This is a genomic window from Variovorax sp. SRS16, assembly GCF_901827165.1.
Taxonomy (GTDB): domain Bacteria; phylum Pseudomonadota; class Gammaproteobacteria; order Burkholderiales; family Burkholderiaceae_C; genus Variovorax.
On the sequence record NZ_LR594666.1, the window covers coordinates 5,273,722 to 5,288,021 of the forward strand.

Below are 14,300 nucleotides of genomic sequence, written 5' to 3' on the forward strand. Positions count from 1 at the left end.
TATTCCCATAAAAGAAGGAGACAACCATGTCCAGATGGCTGATATCGATAGGCCTCATGCTCGCGAGCTGCCTGGCGGCGGCCCAGGGTTATCCGGAGCACCCGATCCGGATGATCGTGCCCTCGACACCGGGCGGCGGCACCGACTTCGTCGGGCGGCTCATGGCCTCCAGGCTGCAGACCCTGAATTCGTGGACCCTGATCGTCGACAACCGGCCGGGCGCCGGCACCGCGCTCGGCATGGCGGAGGCTGCCCGCGCGCCGGGCAAGGGCTATGACCTGGTCGTCGGCCAATCGGACAACATCACGCTGGCGCCGCTGCTGACCAAGGTCACCTACAACCCGGTCAAGGACGTGATCCCGGTCGCTCTGGTGGGCCGGGTGCCGATCGTGCTGCTGGTCAACGAGAACGCGCGATGGAAGAACATTCGCGAGTTCCTGGACGATGCGAAATCTCGTCCTGGTGCGATCAACTACGGCTCGTCCGGCATCGGCGGCTCGGTGCACATGGGATTCGAGATGCTGCAGCAGGCCACCGGCGTCAAGCTGCACCACATTCCCTACAAGGGCGGCCCGCAGGCGATGGTCGACCTGATGGGCGGCCAGCTCGACATGGCCGGCGCCTCCGTCACGGCAGCCACCACCTTGATCAAGTCGGGCAAGCTCAGGGCGCTGGCGGTGACATCCGGCGCGCGCAATGCGGCGCTTCCGGACGTGCCGACGGTGGCCGAGTCCGGCTATCCGGGCTTCGACCTGGATATCTACTACGGCATCTTTGCGCCCTCCAACACGCCGGCCAGCATCGTGGCGAGGCTCAACAACGACTTCAACCGGATCCTCGCGCAGGACGAGGTGAAGTCCTCGCTTCAGGCGCAGGGCTTTTTCGTCGATCCGCTCTCGCCCGGTGATTTTTCGAGTCTGGTGGCCACGGACATCAAGAAATCGAAGGACGTCATCGCGGCCGCACACATCAAGGTGGATCAGGACTGACCGGCAACCACCTCGGCCGGAATCTAAGGCCCGGCCGCCGGCGCGCAGCTTGACCGCGAGAAGTGGGACAACACCGTGTCGAGCATGAATTGACGCCCCGGACTCCAATAGGAGCCGGCACGCACGATCGCATAGGCGGGACGCTCGAATTCGAACTCCGGCAGATGCACGCTGAAAAGCAGCTGGTCCTTGCCCGGATAGTTGCGCGCGCCGACGCGCAGCAGCAGCAAGTCGGTGGTCTCGACCAGCCGATGGATCGAATTCCCGACATAGTCGATTTCGATGCTGGGCCGCGGCGGTGCCAGGCCGCATGAGATGAAGCGCTCGTTCAGCCACATCGTGGCGCGGGCATTCTGGCGCGGAAGAATCCATCCGTAGCGCAGCAGGTCCTTCGGCGTCGGCGTCAGGTTGAAGATCGGGTGATGCTTGCGGGCCACGATGGACAGCTCGTCGCTGCCGATCGGCACGATGTCCACCTCCGCGCCGGACACGCTGTAGAGCGGAGAAAACACGATGTCCAGATGCCCTTGCTGCAGCAGCGCGATCAGCTCGGCGCCGATGTCCAGCGTGAAGTTCAGCTGAATGTCCGGAAACCTGTCCACCATCCTGAACAGGCAATTGACCAGCACATCGTCGAAGATGGGCTTGGTGGCGCCGACCCGCAGCAACCCTGCATGGCCCTGCCGAAGATTCGATGCCCTGCCCGCCAGATCTTCGTGCGCGAGCATGATCTTCATGGCATCGCCATGGATGGCCTTGCCTGCGGGCGTCAGCAGCATGCCGTTCTTGCTGCGCTCGAACAGGACCAGGCCGACCGCCTCTTCCAGGCGAGCCACGGATTTGGACAGCGTGGCCTCGGTGACGCAGCAGGTCTGCGCCGCGGCGGTCAGGCTTCCCGCCTGGGCAACGGCGATGAAATACCGGATATCCCGGGATGCGGTTTCCACTCTCTCTGGTCTCCCGAATTTCTGGCTCGTCGTCCCTACACCACCACACGGCGCTGGTTCGGATCGCGCATCGGATGCATGGTAAAGGCATCGGGACCGGGCTCGTCATTTCCATTGCGTCTTCGACGACGTCCGAGCTTGCGCTTCAAGCCCGGACGCGGATGCGCGACACTCTGGTCCGATGTCCTCCACTCCCGCTTCCGGCGCCATGCCCCGCCCCTCGCTGCGCCGACCCACGCTGCGCTTCCTGCTCTCGCATCCCGCGCACCTCATCGCACTCGGTTTCGGCTCCGGCCTGTCGCGCTTCGCGCCGGGCACCGTGGGCACGCTGTGGGCCTGGGTCGCGTTCCTGGTCATGCAGCGCTGGCTTTCGAGCGCGGTGATCGGCTGGGTGATCCTGGTGTCGGTGCCCATCGGCTGGTGGGCCTGCACGGTGACGGCGCGCCACATGAACGTGGCCGACCCGGGCGCCGTCGTCTGGGACGAGGTGGTGGCCTTCTGGCTGGTGCTGTGGCTGGTGATGCCGGCCGGCTTGCTGGCACAGACCATCGCCTTCGCGCTGTTCCGCTTCTTCGATGCCGCCAAGCCCGGACCGGTGGCCTGGGCCGACCAGCTCTTCAAGCAGCGCGATGCGACATCCGAAACGATGCGCTGGACCGCCGCGGGCTTCGGCATCCTCTTCGACGATTTCGTGGCGGCGTTCTGCGCGCTGCTGGTGATCGCGCTCTGGCGCGCATGGTGAGGATGATGGAACAAGAACACGACACGCCCGCGCTGGTGCTGCGGCTGGCCGAGCTGCTGCAGCAAAGGCGCTGGATGCTCGCCACCGCGGAGAGCTGCACCGGCGGCCTGATCGCGGGCGCCTGCACCGATCTGGCCGGTTCCAGCGCCTGGTTCGAGCGTGGCTTCGTCAGCTATTCGAACGAGGCCAAGAGCGAGCTGCTCGGCGTCGACGCAGCCTTGATCGCGGCGCACGGCGCAGTCAGCGAAGCGGTCGCGCGGGCCATGGCCGCGGGCGCGATCGCGCACTCGAAGGCGCAGGTCGCGCTCGCGGTCACTGGTGTGGCCGGCCCGAGCGGCGGCACGGCCGACAAGCCGGTCGGCACGGTGTGGTTCGGCTGGTCGGTCGACGGCCAGTTGCGCACCGAACGCCGCCGTTTCGACGGCGACCGCGCCACCGTGCGCGCGGCCACCGTGTTCCATGCGCTGCAGACGCTGGTCGCGCTGATTCGTCATCAACCTTAGGATGCGTCCCATGCAGAACGAAGACACCATCCACCGCTTCTACGATGCCTTCGCCAAGCTCGATGCCGACACGATGGCGGCCTGCTATGCGCCGGATGCCAGCTTCGACGACGAGGCCTTCTCGCTGCGCGGCCGGCGCGAGATCGGCGGCATGTGGAAGATGCTGTGCGAAGGCACGCGCGCCAAAGGCGCCGACGTCTGGCAGCTGAGCTACCGCGACGTGCAGGCCGACGCCACCGGCGGCCAGGCCCACTGGGACGCGCACTACCGCTTCAGCGCCACCGGCCGCATCGTCGACAACGCGATCGATGCGCGCATGCACTTCACACCCGAAGGATTGATCGCGACGCACCGCGACCGTTTCGATTTCTGGCGCTGGTCGCGCCAGGCGCTCGGCCTGCCCGGGCTGCTGCTGGGCTGGTCGCCGATGCTGAAGAAGAAGGTGCGCGCCACGGCGGCCGCCAATCTCGCCACGTACCTCGCCCGCAATCCCTGAAACCCCTGCAACGGAGATTCCATGGTCGACATCACCGTCTCCAACCATCCCGACAAGCACCGCTACGAAGCCTTCATCGACGGCGTGCTGGCGGGCTACTGCGAATACAACCTGCTCGACGGAGCCATCATGTTCACCCACACCGAGGTGCTGCCCGAGCGCGAGGGCCTGGGCGTCGCTTCCAGCCTGGCGCGGCATGTGCTCGACGACGCGCGCGCGCGGGGCTTGCAAGTGATCCCGGTCTGCCAGTTCATCGCCGGCTGGATCCACAAGCACCACGAATACGCCGACCTCGTGCGTCCGGACGTGCAGCGCGCCTTCAAGATCTGAGCGCGCTCATTCGGGCTTGACGTTGGCCTCGCGGACCACGACCCGCCAGCGCTCGATGTCGGCCTTCAGGAAGTCGCTCATGTCCTTGCTGCTGCCGGACCACGGTTCGGCGGCGCCGACGCGCAGCAGCTCCACGAACTTCGGCGCCTGGATGGCCTGATTCAGATCCTTGTTGAGGCGATCGACGATCGCCTGCGGGGTTCCCACGGGCGCGAAGAGACCCGCCCAGACACGCGTGTCGAAGCCCGGGACGCCTTGCTCCACCAGCGTCGGGATCTCGGGCGTGAGGCTCGAGCGCGTCGGCGTCGAGACGGCCAGCACGCGGACCTTGCCGCCGCGCACCTGGGGCAGCAGCGACCCGCCGGCATCGAAGGCAAAGGGGATCTGTCCGCCGATGACATCCTGCAGCACCATCGGCGAGCCCTTGTAGGGCACATGCACCATCTCCATCCCGGTGGCCTTCTTCAGGATCTCCATCGAGAGGTGCTGCGTGGTCCCGGTGCCGCCGGAGCCGTAGGAGACCTTGCCCGGCCTTGCCTTGACGTAGGCCACCATCTCCTTGAGGTTGGTCACCGGCACGTCGTTGTTGCAGTAGAGATAGAGCGCGCCCTTGGTGAACGGCCCGATGGGGACGAAGTCCTTCACCGGGTCGTAGGTCAGCTTCGAACCGTAGACGGAAGGGTTGATCGACATCGGCCCGCCGGTCGACACCAGCAGCGTGTAGCCGTCCTTGTCGGCCACCTTGGCGGCGTTGCCGACGATCATGCCGTGCGCGCCGGCCTTGTTCTCGACGATCACCGGCTGGCCCAGGCTGGCGCTCAGGCCGACCACCAGTTGCCGGGTCCAGCCGTCGACGGTGTCGCCGGGCGGCGTGCCGATCAGGATGCGAATGGGATGGCGCGGGTAGTCGGCCTGCGCCCATGCGGTGGCCGGCAGGATCGGGCCGACGGTGGCAAGGCCGAGGGCCGTGCGCAGGAACTGGCGGCGTTGCGAATGGCTGTGGTTCATGTTTTCACTCCTTCATGACTCGCTGCCAGCTCGACATCGAGCAGGCGGATGTATTGCTGGCCGCCGTGCATGTCGCGCTCCATCGCGCCGCCTTGCGGCCGCAGGCGCGGATAGGAGATCTTCAGGATCAGCAGGTCGGGCAGCGGGAAATGCTTGACCATGGCCCGGTCCACGCCGTAGAGCGCGCCGATGGCCGCGGGCTGGAGCTGCGGCGCGTTCGCGTAGCGGTCGAAGCCCTCGCGATCATGAAAATACAGATCGAGGGTGATCCAGAACGGACCGGCATTCTTGGACCGCACGTAGCGGCAGACCTCGCGGACCTCAGGCATGCGCGGCCTCCCTGATCCCGACGAATTCCATGCGGACCAGTTCGCTCGGATGGTCGACGTGCACGACATGGTTGAGCTTGAACTCGAACACCTGCCCGCGCTCGACCTCCGCCGGCGAGAAGGGGAAGGCATAGCTGGGCATCGGCGTCTCCGGATTCAGCGGCAGGTGGAAGAACCACGGGTTGCAGGTCTTGGCGATCTGCGTCGCCAGTTCCTGCGTGGCCGCGGTGGCGACGAACATGAGGCCGATCTCGCGCGCAGGCGCGGCCGCCGGATCGACCGGCATGCCGCTCACGGCATTCCATCCGTAGGGCCTGAGCGAGATGTCGAACACGCCGGCCTCCGAGCCCATGCTGTTGCGCACGCGCTCCACCAGCACCTCGTGCATCTGCGACACGAAGCGGTCGATCTCCGCCAGCACCCCGGGGTCCTGGATGCCGACCAGCATCAGCGTCTGGTAGCCGCCGCCGCCGGCGCCTTCGAGCTTCATCGTGTAGGGCTTCGGCAGGAAGACCGAACCCGTGACCTGCACCGTTCGATCGTCGACCGGCTCGTAGCGCGCCCCCGTGACGTCGAGCACGCCGCCGGGCTCGTGCAGCAGGAAGGGATCGCTGTTCTCGTACAGCATGTGGCTGGAGACCGTGCGCGGCGTGCAGCGCGCAATGGCGCTCAGCGGCTCCACCTCGAAGCCGTTCTTGCCGACGCGGATCATCACGCCGCCTTCGCGTGCATGCGTGGTGCACAGGCCGCCGCATTCGGCGGTCTTGCCCGCATGCCAGGCGGGGCCGGCGCCGGCGCCGCGCATCAGCGGCACGGCGGCCAGCACGGCCGTGTCGGTGGTGCGGCCGCCGAGCACGATGTCGGCACCGGCCTCGAGCGCCGCGATGTAGGGCTCGGGCCCCATCAGGGCCACGATGTGATCGCATTCGCCGAACAGCGCCGCGTCGACCGAACTCATCGGTGCGAGCGGCTCGATGCGGCCCTGCGCGGCACGGGCCGTGAGCAGCGCCGGATCCTGTTCGGCATAGAGCAGTGCGATGCGCGGCTTCAATCCGTTCTCGCGCGCGATCTCCAGCGCGATGTCGCGCATCCAGTCCAGCGCCACATCGCAGCCGGAGGTGCCGCAGGAGCCGATGAGCAATGGGATCTTCGCCCGGGCCTGGGCTTTCATCAGGATCAGCAGATCGGCCTTGACCGCGGCTCGCGAATACTTGGGCCGGCCGGTGGCGAGATAGGCCGGCCCGCTGTCGGTGGAGCCGGCATCGCAGGCGATGGCGTGCGCGCCGGCGGCCACGCCGGTGGCCACGTCGGCCTCCGACAGGCCGAGGCCGAGCGCGCCGATGGGGACCAGCACGTTGGTGGTGGAGTGGAGGCGTTGTGGCATGGGAAGGAAAGAGAAGGTCTGACGCGGCACCGATGTTCGGCGTCGGAATTGTTGTAGACAATCAACTGGATTGTCTACACTCTGGCATAAGTGTTTACACTCAAGATCGCCCGTCCCTCCACCATCCGTCTTCTTCATGCCCGAAGCCCCAGCAGCCACCGGCAGTGCGCCGATCGAGGAAACCATTCAGTGGTTGGAGCACGCCATCCTGTCCGGCGAGCTGAAGCCCGGCGACCGCGTTCCCGAATCGGTGCTGGCGGCGCGTTTCGGTGTCGGCCGCGGCCCGCTGCGCGAAGCCTTGCGCACGCTGGAGGGCCGGCGGCTGCTGGAGCGCACGCCGTTCTCGGGCGTCCGCGTGGCCGAGCTCAGCATCGACGACCTCGAGCAGTTGCTGATCACGCGAGAGGCGCTCGAGGGCATGGCGGCACGGCAGGCAGCGGAAGTGATGACGCTGCCCGAGACACGGCGGCTGCGCGAGCTGCTGAACGCCAGCAAGGCCGCCGGCGACCTCGGCGAATTCTTCCGGCGCCGCACACAGGACAACGACTTCCACACCCAGATCGTGCGCGGCAGCCGCAACCATTGGCTGGCGGAATTCCTGTGCCGGGATCTCTACGCGCTGCTCAACATCTGCCGCTTCCGCGCCGCGAGCGTGCCGCAGCGCATGAAGGCGGTGCATGGCGAGCATGAACGGATCCTCGAGGCCATCGAGCAGCGTGATCCGGAACTCGCGGAACGCCGCATGCGGGAACACGTCGCACATGGGCGCGAATCTCTGCTTCGGCGCCTGCGCGAAACGCAGGCGCAAGAGCAGGCGTCATCCCGGCGAGCACGCCCCGCCGCGCGCGAGCCGACCTGAATCGACGGCACCGGCGCCGGGATGCGCCCGGCGCGGCGCCACGACTCAGCCGGCGCCGTGGCACTTCTTGTATTTCTTGCCGCTGCCGCAGGGGCACGGGTCGTTGCGGCCGGGCGTGGCCTCCTTGCGGATCGTCTCGACGCGCGGACCCATGCTCTTCCAGAGCTGGCGCAGGTCGTAGACGGCCCAGATCGCGGCACCGAAATCGTCCACGCGCTGCTGGCTCACGCTGGGCGGGCCGTCCTCGCTGTACATCGAGACCGTGGGCTTGCCGGTGTCGTCCTCGGTCAGCGTGACGATGGCGCCGAGCGCCTCGTCGAGCATGCGCGCCGCTTCCTTGTCGCGCGGCGGCGTCCAGTCCTCGGGCCAGTTCTCGACCGCAAACATGAAGCCGAGCGCCCAGACCTGCGCGAAGGACGGAATGGCTTCGCCAGCCATCTCGCCTCGCTCCTCCTCGGGCAGCGCCGTGATCGCGCCGCGCGTGTCGAGCACCTCGGGCTGCCAGGTGCGCTCGTCGTCGAGCGATTCGACATCGGCGTCGAGGCCGGTCTCGATCTCGCGCCAGCGCCGCTTCCAGCGCCAGACGAATTCCATGTGCTGCGCGGCGACGAAGCCATCGCCCAGCAGCACCGGCCAGTACTCCGAGGGCTCGATCGGGCGCCGCGTGCAGACCAGCGCGGCCATGAAGCCTTCGCAGAATTCCCACTGCGGCGTCTCGTCGTCGTGCTCGCGCATGGCGTCGAGCGCCAGGTCCTGGGCATCGAAATCATCGGGGCCAAGCGGGGTCTGCTCGGGCGGGGTGTCGGGGATGGTTGTCATGTCGTTGCAGGAAACAGCCCTCTATGATGCAGCAAGGCTCCCGGAGACCCATCATTTCTACCCCCATGATTTCGCCCCTCCCGGCGCGTTACAGCACCTTTGCGCTGTGCGTGGCCGGCCTTGTCGCCAGCGTGGCGGTGGTCGTGGTGCTGCCCACGCTCTGGGCCGCATGGATCGCCGTCGCGCTCTTCGCGGTGCTCAGCGGCACCGGCGTGCACGACCTGCGGCAGGCGCGCCACGCAATCCTGCGCAACTACCCGGTGATCGGCCACCTGCGCTTCCTGCTGGAATTCATCCGGCCCGAGATGCGGCAGTACTTCATCGAGAGCGACGCCGAGGCCGCGCCCTTCTCGCGCGCCCAGCGCTCGCTGGTCTACCAGCGCTCCAAGGGCGAGCCGGACAACCGGCCCTTCGGCACCCAGCTCGACGTGACGATCTCCGGCTACGAGTGGATCAACCACTCGATGCAGCCGACCCGCCTGGCCAGCCACGACTTCCGCATCGTCATCGGCGGCACGCCGGGGCCGGCCTCGCCGGCATCGCATCCATGCACGCAGCCCTACGAGGCGAGCGTGTTCAACATCTCGGCGATGAGCTTCGGCGCGCTGTCGGCCAACGCCATCATGGCGCTGAACCTCGGCGCGAAGATGGGCGGCTTCGCGCACGACACCGGCGAGGGATCGATCTCGCAGCATCACCGCGTGCATGGCGGCGACCTGATCTGGGAGATCGGCTCGGGCTACTTCGGCTGCCGCAACGACGACGGCAGCTTCAGCGAGGAACGCTTCGTCGCCAACGCGCGCGACCCGCAGGTCAAGATGATCGAGATCAAGCTGAGCCAGGGCGCCAAGCCAGGCCACGGCGGCGTGCTGCCGGGCCCCAAGGTGACGGCCGAGATCTCGGCCGCGCGCGGCGTGCCGATCGGCGTGGACTGCATCTCGCCCTCCTCGCACGGCGCCTTCTCGACGCCGGTCGGGATGATGCATTTTGTCGCCCGGCTGCGCGAACTCTCGGGCGGCAAGCCCTGCGGCTTCAAGTTCTGCCTCGGCCATCCGTGGGAGTGGTTCGCCATCGTCAAGGCCATGCAGGAAACCGGCATCACGCCCGACTTCATCGTGGTCGACGGTGCCGAGGGCGGCACCGGCGCGGCACCGGTGGAGTTCAGCGATCACGTCGGCGCGCCGCTGCAGGAAGGCCTGCTGCTGGTGCACAACACGCTGGTCGGCGTCGGGCTGCGCGATCTCATCAAGATCGGCTGCGCCGGCAAGGTGATCACCGCCTTCGACCTCGCACGCATGATGGCGCTGGGCGCCGACTGGTGCAACGCGGCGCGCGGTTTCATGATGGCGCTCGGCTGCATCCAGGCGCAGAGCTGCCACACCGGCCACTGCCCGACCGGCGTCACAACGCAGGACCCGGTGCGCCAGCAGGCGCTGGTGGTGCCGACCAAGGCCGACCGCGTGCGCAACTTCCACCGCAGCACGCTGCATGCGCTGCAGGAACTGGTGCAGGCCGCCGGCCTCGCCCATCCGCAGGACATCACCGCCCACCACATCGTGCGGCGCATTTCCGACACCGAGGTGCGGCTGCTCAGCAACCTCGTGATGCAGGTGCAGCCCGGCGCATTGCTCGGGCCGCTCGATGGACTGCACAACGTGTTCCGCACCTACTGGCCGCTGGCGAGCGCGCACAGCTTCCAACCGGTGACACTGGCCGTATGAGACGCCCGGCCGCTCCGAAGGCGAACGCCGCAGCGCGCAGCGCGAAGGCTGCTCCGTGAGTTCTGTCCGGCGCGGCGGCGCATCGACGCGCGTACAGATGCACAAGGGCATCGCCTCGGCGCCGGCGCCGCTGGAGACGGGCGCGCTGTCCCCGGCGGCCGGCGACTACGCGGCCTTCCTGCGCGCCATGCTGCCGCAGCAGACCCGCGCCGTCACCAGCCATCGGCTCGGCAACGAACGGGTCTGGCTCAAGAAGGCCGGCGCGCGCCACGGCAAGCTGCGCTATCACCTGCAGGCCGTGATCGCCGGTGTGCTGCGCCTCGAGGTATTGCAGCCGGTGCCCAATCCCGGTGGCGAGGCCGCCATCGCGATCGAAGCGCGACGCTTGCGCGCGCTCGGCGCGGCGGGACTGCGCGTGCCGGCGGTGCTGGCCCAGCAGCCCGATGGCCTCCTGATTTCCGACCTGGGCCAGAGCGGCCGCCCGCCCGTGGTGCTGCAGGAGCGGCTGGACCAGGCCGCGGCCGTCGGTCCCGCCGCGTTGCTCTCGGTATGGCGCGAGGCACTGTCCGCGATCGCCATCGTCCATGCGCGCGGCGCCTACCTGAGCCAGGCCTTCGACCGCAACCTGGTGCAGTGCCCGGACGGCGCGATCGGCTACATCGATTTCGAGGACGACCCCGGCGAGACGCTGGCACTGGCCGAATGCCAGGCGCGCGACTGGCTCAGTTTCCTGCACTCCACGGCGATGCTGGTGGATGCCGCTTCGCCGCATGCGGCCGGCACGCACTGGCATGCGGTGCTGGCCGATGCGGACGACGAGGTGCGCGAGCGGCTGGTGGTGGCCGCGCGCCGCATGCGCTGGCTGCGGCATCTGCCGGCGGGCCGGCGCTGGGGCCGCGACACGCAGCGCATCCGCGCCGCCGCGCGGCTGCTGGCGCTGTGGTACGGGCGATGAGTCAGGTCGTGCGGCCCGACTCGAACAGGAACCAGTTGCGGCGCTCCGCCTCGTCGATCCAGACTTCGAGCAGGCTCGCAGTGGCGACGTCGCCGTAGCTGTCGCACAAAGCGTGCGTCTCGCGCATGAAGCCGGCCAGGCGCTGGTTGTCCTCGCGCAGCTCGGCCAGCATGTCGGCCGGCGTCACGAAATCGGCATCGTTGTCCGCGAGCCGCTGCAGCCGTGCGATCTGCCCGGTCGAACGCAGCGTGGTGCCGCCGAGCTTGCGCACGCGCTCGGCGATCGGGTCGGTGGTGGCGTAGATCTGGTCGGCCTGCTCGTCGAGCAGCAGGTGGTAGTCGCGGAAGTAGGGCCCCGACATGTGCCAATGGAAGTTCTTGGTCTTGAGGTACAGCGCGAAGGTGTCGGCCAGGAGCGCATTGAGTTCCGCCGAGATGTCGCGCGTGGCGTCGGCGCCCAATGCCGTCGGCGTGTTCAATGGCGCCAGGCGCCGTTTCTTCGCATTCTTCAGGTTGGCCATAGGCTGTGCTCCGTGGTGAATGTTCGTCGGCGTCGGCGGTGCGGCGCCAGGATGGGGTGTACCACGTTCGGCAGCTACAGAGATATCCAGTCGGGAGGCAGGGCGCTCTGCAGCACGGCATCGCGCCGTGGAATGGAAGGCTGGGCGCCGGGCTGCGTGATGCACAGCGCCGCGGCGCGGATGCCGAGCCGCACGGCGTCGTCGAGCGCATCGCCGCCGGCCAGCGACACGGCCAGCGCGCCGAGGAAGGTGTCGCCGGCGCCCGTGGTGTCCACGGCCTGGATGCGAAGCGCCGGATGGTGGCGCGCGCCGGCCGCATCGATCGCCACGGCACCGCGCGCGCCCAGCGTGACGACCACCCGCTCGACGCCGCGCACGCGCAGCGCCCGGCCGGCGGTGGCCGCCGCGTACGGGCTGTCGGCCGGCTGGCCGGCCAGCATCTCGGCCTCTCGCTCGTTCAGCACCAGCGTGTCGATCAGCGGCCAGAGCGCGTCGTCGATGGATTGCACGGGCGAGGGATTGAGCATCACCTTGCAGCCGGTCCGGCGTGCGATCCTCATCGCATGCGCGACCTGCGGCAGCGGGCTTTCGAACTGCGCCACCAGAAACGCCGCGCCCTGCAGTTGCGCGGCCAGCGCGGCCTCGTCGATCTCGAGCCGCGCATTGGCGCCCGCGATCACCACGATGCGGTTCTGGCCCGTGTCCTCGACCATCACCAGGGCCGTGCCGGTGGGCGCATCGGCATCGGTGCGGATCGCCGCGATGTCGATGCCGTCCTGCAGCAAGCCCTGGCGCAGCGCCTCGCCGTAGTCATCGGCGCCGACGCAGCCGACCAGGCCGACGCGCGCGCCCTGGCGCGCGCAGCTCACCGCCTGGTTGCCGCCCTTGCCGCCCGGCATGCGGTGGATCGAATGGCCCTGCAGGGTCTCGCCCGCGACCGGCGCATGCGGCACGCGCAGCACCAGGTCCATGTTGAGGCTGCCGAGCACGACGATGCGCGGCGGCACGAGGGGAAGCTTCGGATTCATGACACGACGACGCCCCATGCCGCGAGCCGCTTGCGCAGCGCCAGCACCGCGCGGTCCTTGCTCAGCAGACGCGCGCGGTGGGCGACCGCGAGATCGATGAAGACCTGGTCGTCGGGATCGCTGCACACGCAGGGCGCGCGCGGCGGCACGCCATCCACCCGCTCGGTCCGCGCATCGAAAGCCGCGAGCACTTCGCGCGCATCGCGCGCCTTCTGCGCCAGGCGCGCAACGATGATCGGATAGCCGAGCACGCGCGCGAATTCGTCGCGCATCGCCGCAGTGACCAGCCAGCGCAGCGTCCCGGCCTCGAGCGCCGCAGCGAGCGCCGCGCAGCCGGGATCGTCGAACACCAGCAGGTCGAGCGCGATGTTGGTGTCGAGGACGATCGCCTCGTTCGCGGACATGGACACGCGCGCCGCCGATCCGCGATTCAGCTGCGTCCGCGCGCCGAGCCGGCGACCATGTCGAAGCGGAACAATCGGCACTCGATCGGCCCGTTCCACATCGGCACGCGGCGCGATTCCTTCAGGCGCATGCGCTTGGGCAACTGCAGATCGGGCGTCAGCACCCAGGCGGTCCAGCCGGCGTAGTTCTTCTTCCAGTGGCTCGCGAGCTGCACGAAGAACTCGCCACCGTCCTCGGTCTGCGCTGCCTCGCGGCCGCCAGCCTTGGCACGCGCCACGCCCGCGACTTCGATGCGCTCGCCGTACGGCGGATTGAGCACGATCACGCCCGATGCGGCCGGCGGCATGCGCTGCAGCGCATCGCCGCCGCGGAACTGCAGCGCCGCGGCGACGCCCGCACGTTCGGCATTGCGCTCGGCGAAGTCGACCATGCGATGCGACACGTCGGAGCCGAAGATCACGGGCTCGCCCGAACGCGCGGCCGGCACCGCCTCGGCCTTCAGCCCCGACCACACATGGTGCTGGAACGGCAGCAGCTTCTCGAAGCCGAAGCGCCGCAGCGATCCGGCCGCGATGCCGCACGCGATCTGCGCGGCCTCGATCGCGATGGTGCCGCTGCCGCAGCATGGGTCGTAGAGCGCTTCGGCCGAAACCTCGCCGGTTTCGGGATTCCACCAGCCGCTGGCGGCCAGCATGGCGGCGGCCAGCGTTTCCTTGAGCGGCGCATCGCCCTTGTCCTGCCGCCAGCCGCGCTTGAAGAGCGGCTCGCCGGAGGTGTCGATGTAGAGCGTGCAATGGTCGGTCGTGAGGTGCGCGAACACGCGCGCATCGGGCCATTGGGTCTCGATGCTGGGCCGCACGCCGCCGGCCTTGGCGCGGAAGCGGTCGGCGATCGCATCCTTGATGCGCAAGGTCGCGAAGTTGAGGCTCTGCAGCGGGCTGTGCTGCGCGGTGGTCTCGATCTTGAAGGTCTGCTTCGGCGTGAACCAGATCTCCCAGGCCACGCCGCTCGCGATGGCATAGAGGTCGTTCTCGCTGCGGTAGGGCGCGTGCGCGAGTTCGATCAGAACGCGCTGCGCGAGCCGGCTGTGCAGGTTGAGCTTGAGCGCCTCGCGCCAATCGGCACGCACGCGCACGCCGCCGCGCAGGGTCAGCAGGTCTTGGCCGGCGCGGCCGGTGAGCGCGTGGACCTCCTGCGCGAGGAAGTCTTCGACGCCGGCGGCGCAGGGCAGGAAAAGAGAGAGTTCGTTCATGGCGCGATCAAGG

Annotated in this window: 17 protein-coding genes; 8 read left to right on the plus strand and 9 right to left on the minus strand. The window is 68.5% G+C overall.

The window, feature by feature from the left end; all coding sequences use genetic code 11:
* Positions 1-26 precede the first annotated feature (26 nt).
* Positions 27-989 carry a Bug family tripartite tricarboxylate transporter substrate binding protein gene (locus tag E5P2_RS25455; RefSeq protein ID WP_162569875.1) on the plus strand — a complete coding sequence of 321 codons (963 nt, stop codon included), beginning with the start codon at positions 27-29 and terminating at the stop codon, positions 987-989.
* A 23-nt stretch (positions 990-1,012) separates the two neighbouring features.
* Here the strand turns inward: E5P2_RS25455 and E5P2_RS25460 are convergent, their stop codons facing one another.
* Positions 1,013-1,936 carry a LysR family transcriptional regulator gene (locus E5P2_RS25460; protein ID WP_162569876.1) on the minus strand — a complete coding sequence of 308 codons (924 nt, stop codon included), beginning with the start codon at positions 1,934-1,936 and terminating at the stop codon, positions 1,013-1,015.
* A 208-nt stretch (positions 1,937-2,144) separates the two neighbouring features.
* Here E5P2_RS25460 and E5P2_RS25465 point away from each other — a divergent pair, with 208 nt between their 5' ends.
* From E5P2_RS25465 to E5P2_RS25480, 4 genes are read left to right on the plus strand one after another with little or no spacing between them, the layout of a single operon-like run.
* On the plus strand, positions 2,145-2,678 hold the full coding sequence (locus E5P2_RS25465) for a phosphatidylglycerophosphatase A family protein (RefSeq protein WP_080696298.1): 534 nt from the start codon (positions 2,145-2,147) through the stop codon (positions 2,676-2,678).
* 5 nt (positions 2,679-2,683) lie between these two features.
* A complete protein-coding gene (locus E5P2_RS25470) occupies positions 2,684-3,181 on the plus strand; it encodes a CinA family protein (RefSeq protein WP_036088355.1) in 498 nt (165 codons plus the stop codon).
* Between the two features lie 10 nt (positions 3,182-3,191).
* Positions 3,192-3,677, plus strand: coding sequence for a nuclear transport factor 2 family protein (locus tag E5P2_RS25475; RefSeq protein ID WP_443083532.1), 486 nt, complete (start codon positions 3,192-3,194; stop codon positions 3,675-3,677).
* A 21-nt stretch (positions 3,678-3,698) separates the two neighbouring features.
* Entirely contained in the window at positions 3,699-4,007 is a 309-nt protein-coding gene (locus E5P2_RS25480; protein WP_162569878.1) for a GNAT family N-acetyltransferase, read from the plus strand.
* 6 nt (positions 4,008-4,013) lie between these two features.
* Here the strand turns inward: E5P2_RS25480 and E5P2_RS25485 are convergent, their stop codons facing one another.
* Genes E5P2_RS25485 through E5P2_RS25495 form a run of 3 tightly spaced genes read right to left on the minus strand, consistent with a single transcriptional unit; the run spans position 4,014 to position 6,728 of the window.
* Positions 4,014-5,015: a Bug family tripartite tricarboxylate transporter substrate binding protein gene (locus E5P2_RS25485; protein ID WP_162569879.1), complete on the minus strand. Its 1,002-nt coding sequence runs from the start codon at positions 5,013-5,015 to the stop codon at positions 4,014-4,016.
* On the minus strand, positions 5,012-5,344 hold the full coding sequence (locus E5P2_RS25490) for a DUF4387 domain-containing protein (RefSeq protein ID WP_080696291.1): 333 nt from the start codon (positions 5,342-5,344) through the stop codon (positions 5,012-5,014). The genes E5P2_RS25485 and E5P2_RS25490 overlap by 4 nt, the downstream gene beginning before the upstream one ends.
* A complete protein-coding gene (locus tag E5P2_RS25495) occupies positions 5,337-6,728 on the minus strand; it encodes an acyclic terpene utilization AtuA family protein (RefSeq protein ID WP_162569880.1) in 1,392 nt (463 codons plus the stop codon). Before E5P2_RS25495 ends, E5P2_RS25490 begins: the two co-directional genes overlap by 8 nt.
* Positions 6,729-6,864: 136 nt before the next feature.
* Between E5P2_RS25495 and E5P2_RS25500 the strand changes: the two genes are divergently transcribed.
* Positions 6,865-7,587, plus strand: a complete 723-nt coding sequence (locus E5P2_RS25500; protein WP_162569881.1) for a GntR family transcriptional regulator — start codon at positions 6,865-6,867, stop codon at positions 7,585-7,587.
* Between the two features lie 45 nt (positions 7,588-7,632).
* Here E5P2_RS25500 and E5P2_RS25505 read toward each other — a convergent pair whose 3' ends face one another.
* On the minus strand, positions 7,633-8,406 hold the full coding sequence (locus E5P2_RS25505) for a YecA/YgfB family protein (RefSeq protein WP_162569882.1): 774 nt from the start codon (positions 8,404-8,406) through the stop codon (positions 7,633-7,635).
* Between the two features lie 65 nt (positions 8,407-8,471).
* Between E5P2_RS25505 and E5P2_RS25510 the strand changes: the two genes are divergently transcribed.
* A complete protein-coding gene (locus E5P2_RS25510) occupies positions 8,472-10,127 on the plus strand; it encodes an FMN-binding glutamate synthase family protein (RefSeq protein ID WP_174262701.1) in 1,656 nt (551 codons plus the stop codon).
* A 97-nt stretch (positions 10,128-10,224) separates the two neighbouring features.
* The gene (locus E5P2_RS25515) at positions 10,225-11,082 is read left to right on the plus strand and encodes a hypothetical protein (RefSeq protein WP_443083563.1); all 858 of its coding nucleotides are present in this window, start codon (positions 10,225-10,227) and stop codon (positions 11,080-11,082) included.
* A gap of 1 nt (position 11,083) precedes the next feature.
* Here the strand turns inward: E5P2_RS25515 and E5P2_RS25520 are convergent, their stop codons facing one another.
* The 4 genes from E5P2_RS25520 to E5P2_RS25535 all read right to left on the minus strand — a co-directional run bounded on the left by E5P2_RS25520 (position 11,084) and on the right by E5P2_RS25535 (position 14,287).
* Entirely contained in the window at positions 11,084-11,602 is a 519-nt protein-coding gene (locus E5P2_RS25520) for a Dps family protein (RefSeq protein WP_162569885.1), read from the minus strand.
* Between the two features lie 74 nt (positions 11,603-11,676).
* Positions 11,677-12,630, minus strand: coding sequence for a ribokinase (rbsK, locus tag E5P2_RS25525; protein ID WP_232080847.1), 954 nt, complete (start codon positions 12,628-12,630; stop codon positions 11,677-11,679).
* Positions 12,627-13,034 (minus strand): PIN domain-containing protein, encoded by a 408-nt coding sequence (locus E5P2_RS25530; protein WP_162569887.1) that lies wholly within the window; start codon positions 13,032-13,034, stop codon positions 12,627-12,629. The genes rbsK and E5P2_RS25530 overlap by 4 nt, the downstream gene beginning before the upstream one ends.
* Before the next feature lie 26 nt (positions 13,035-13,060).
* Entirely contained in the window at positions 13,061-14,287 is a 1,227-nt protein-coding gene (locus E5P2_RS25535; RefSeq protein WP_162569888.1) for a THUMP domain-containing class I SAM-dependent RNA methyltransferase, read from the minus strand.
* Between the last annotated feature and the right edge of the window lie 13 nt (positions 14,288-14,300).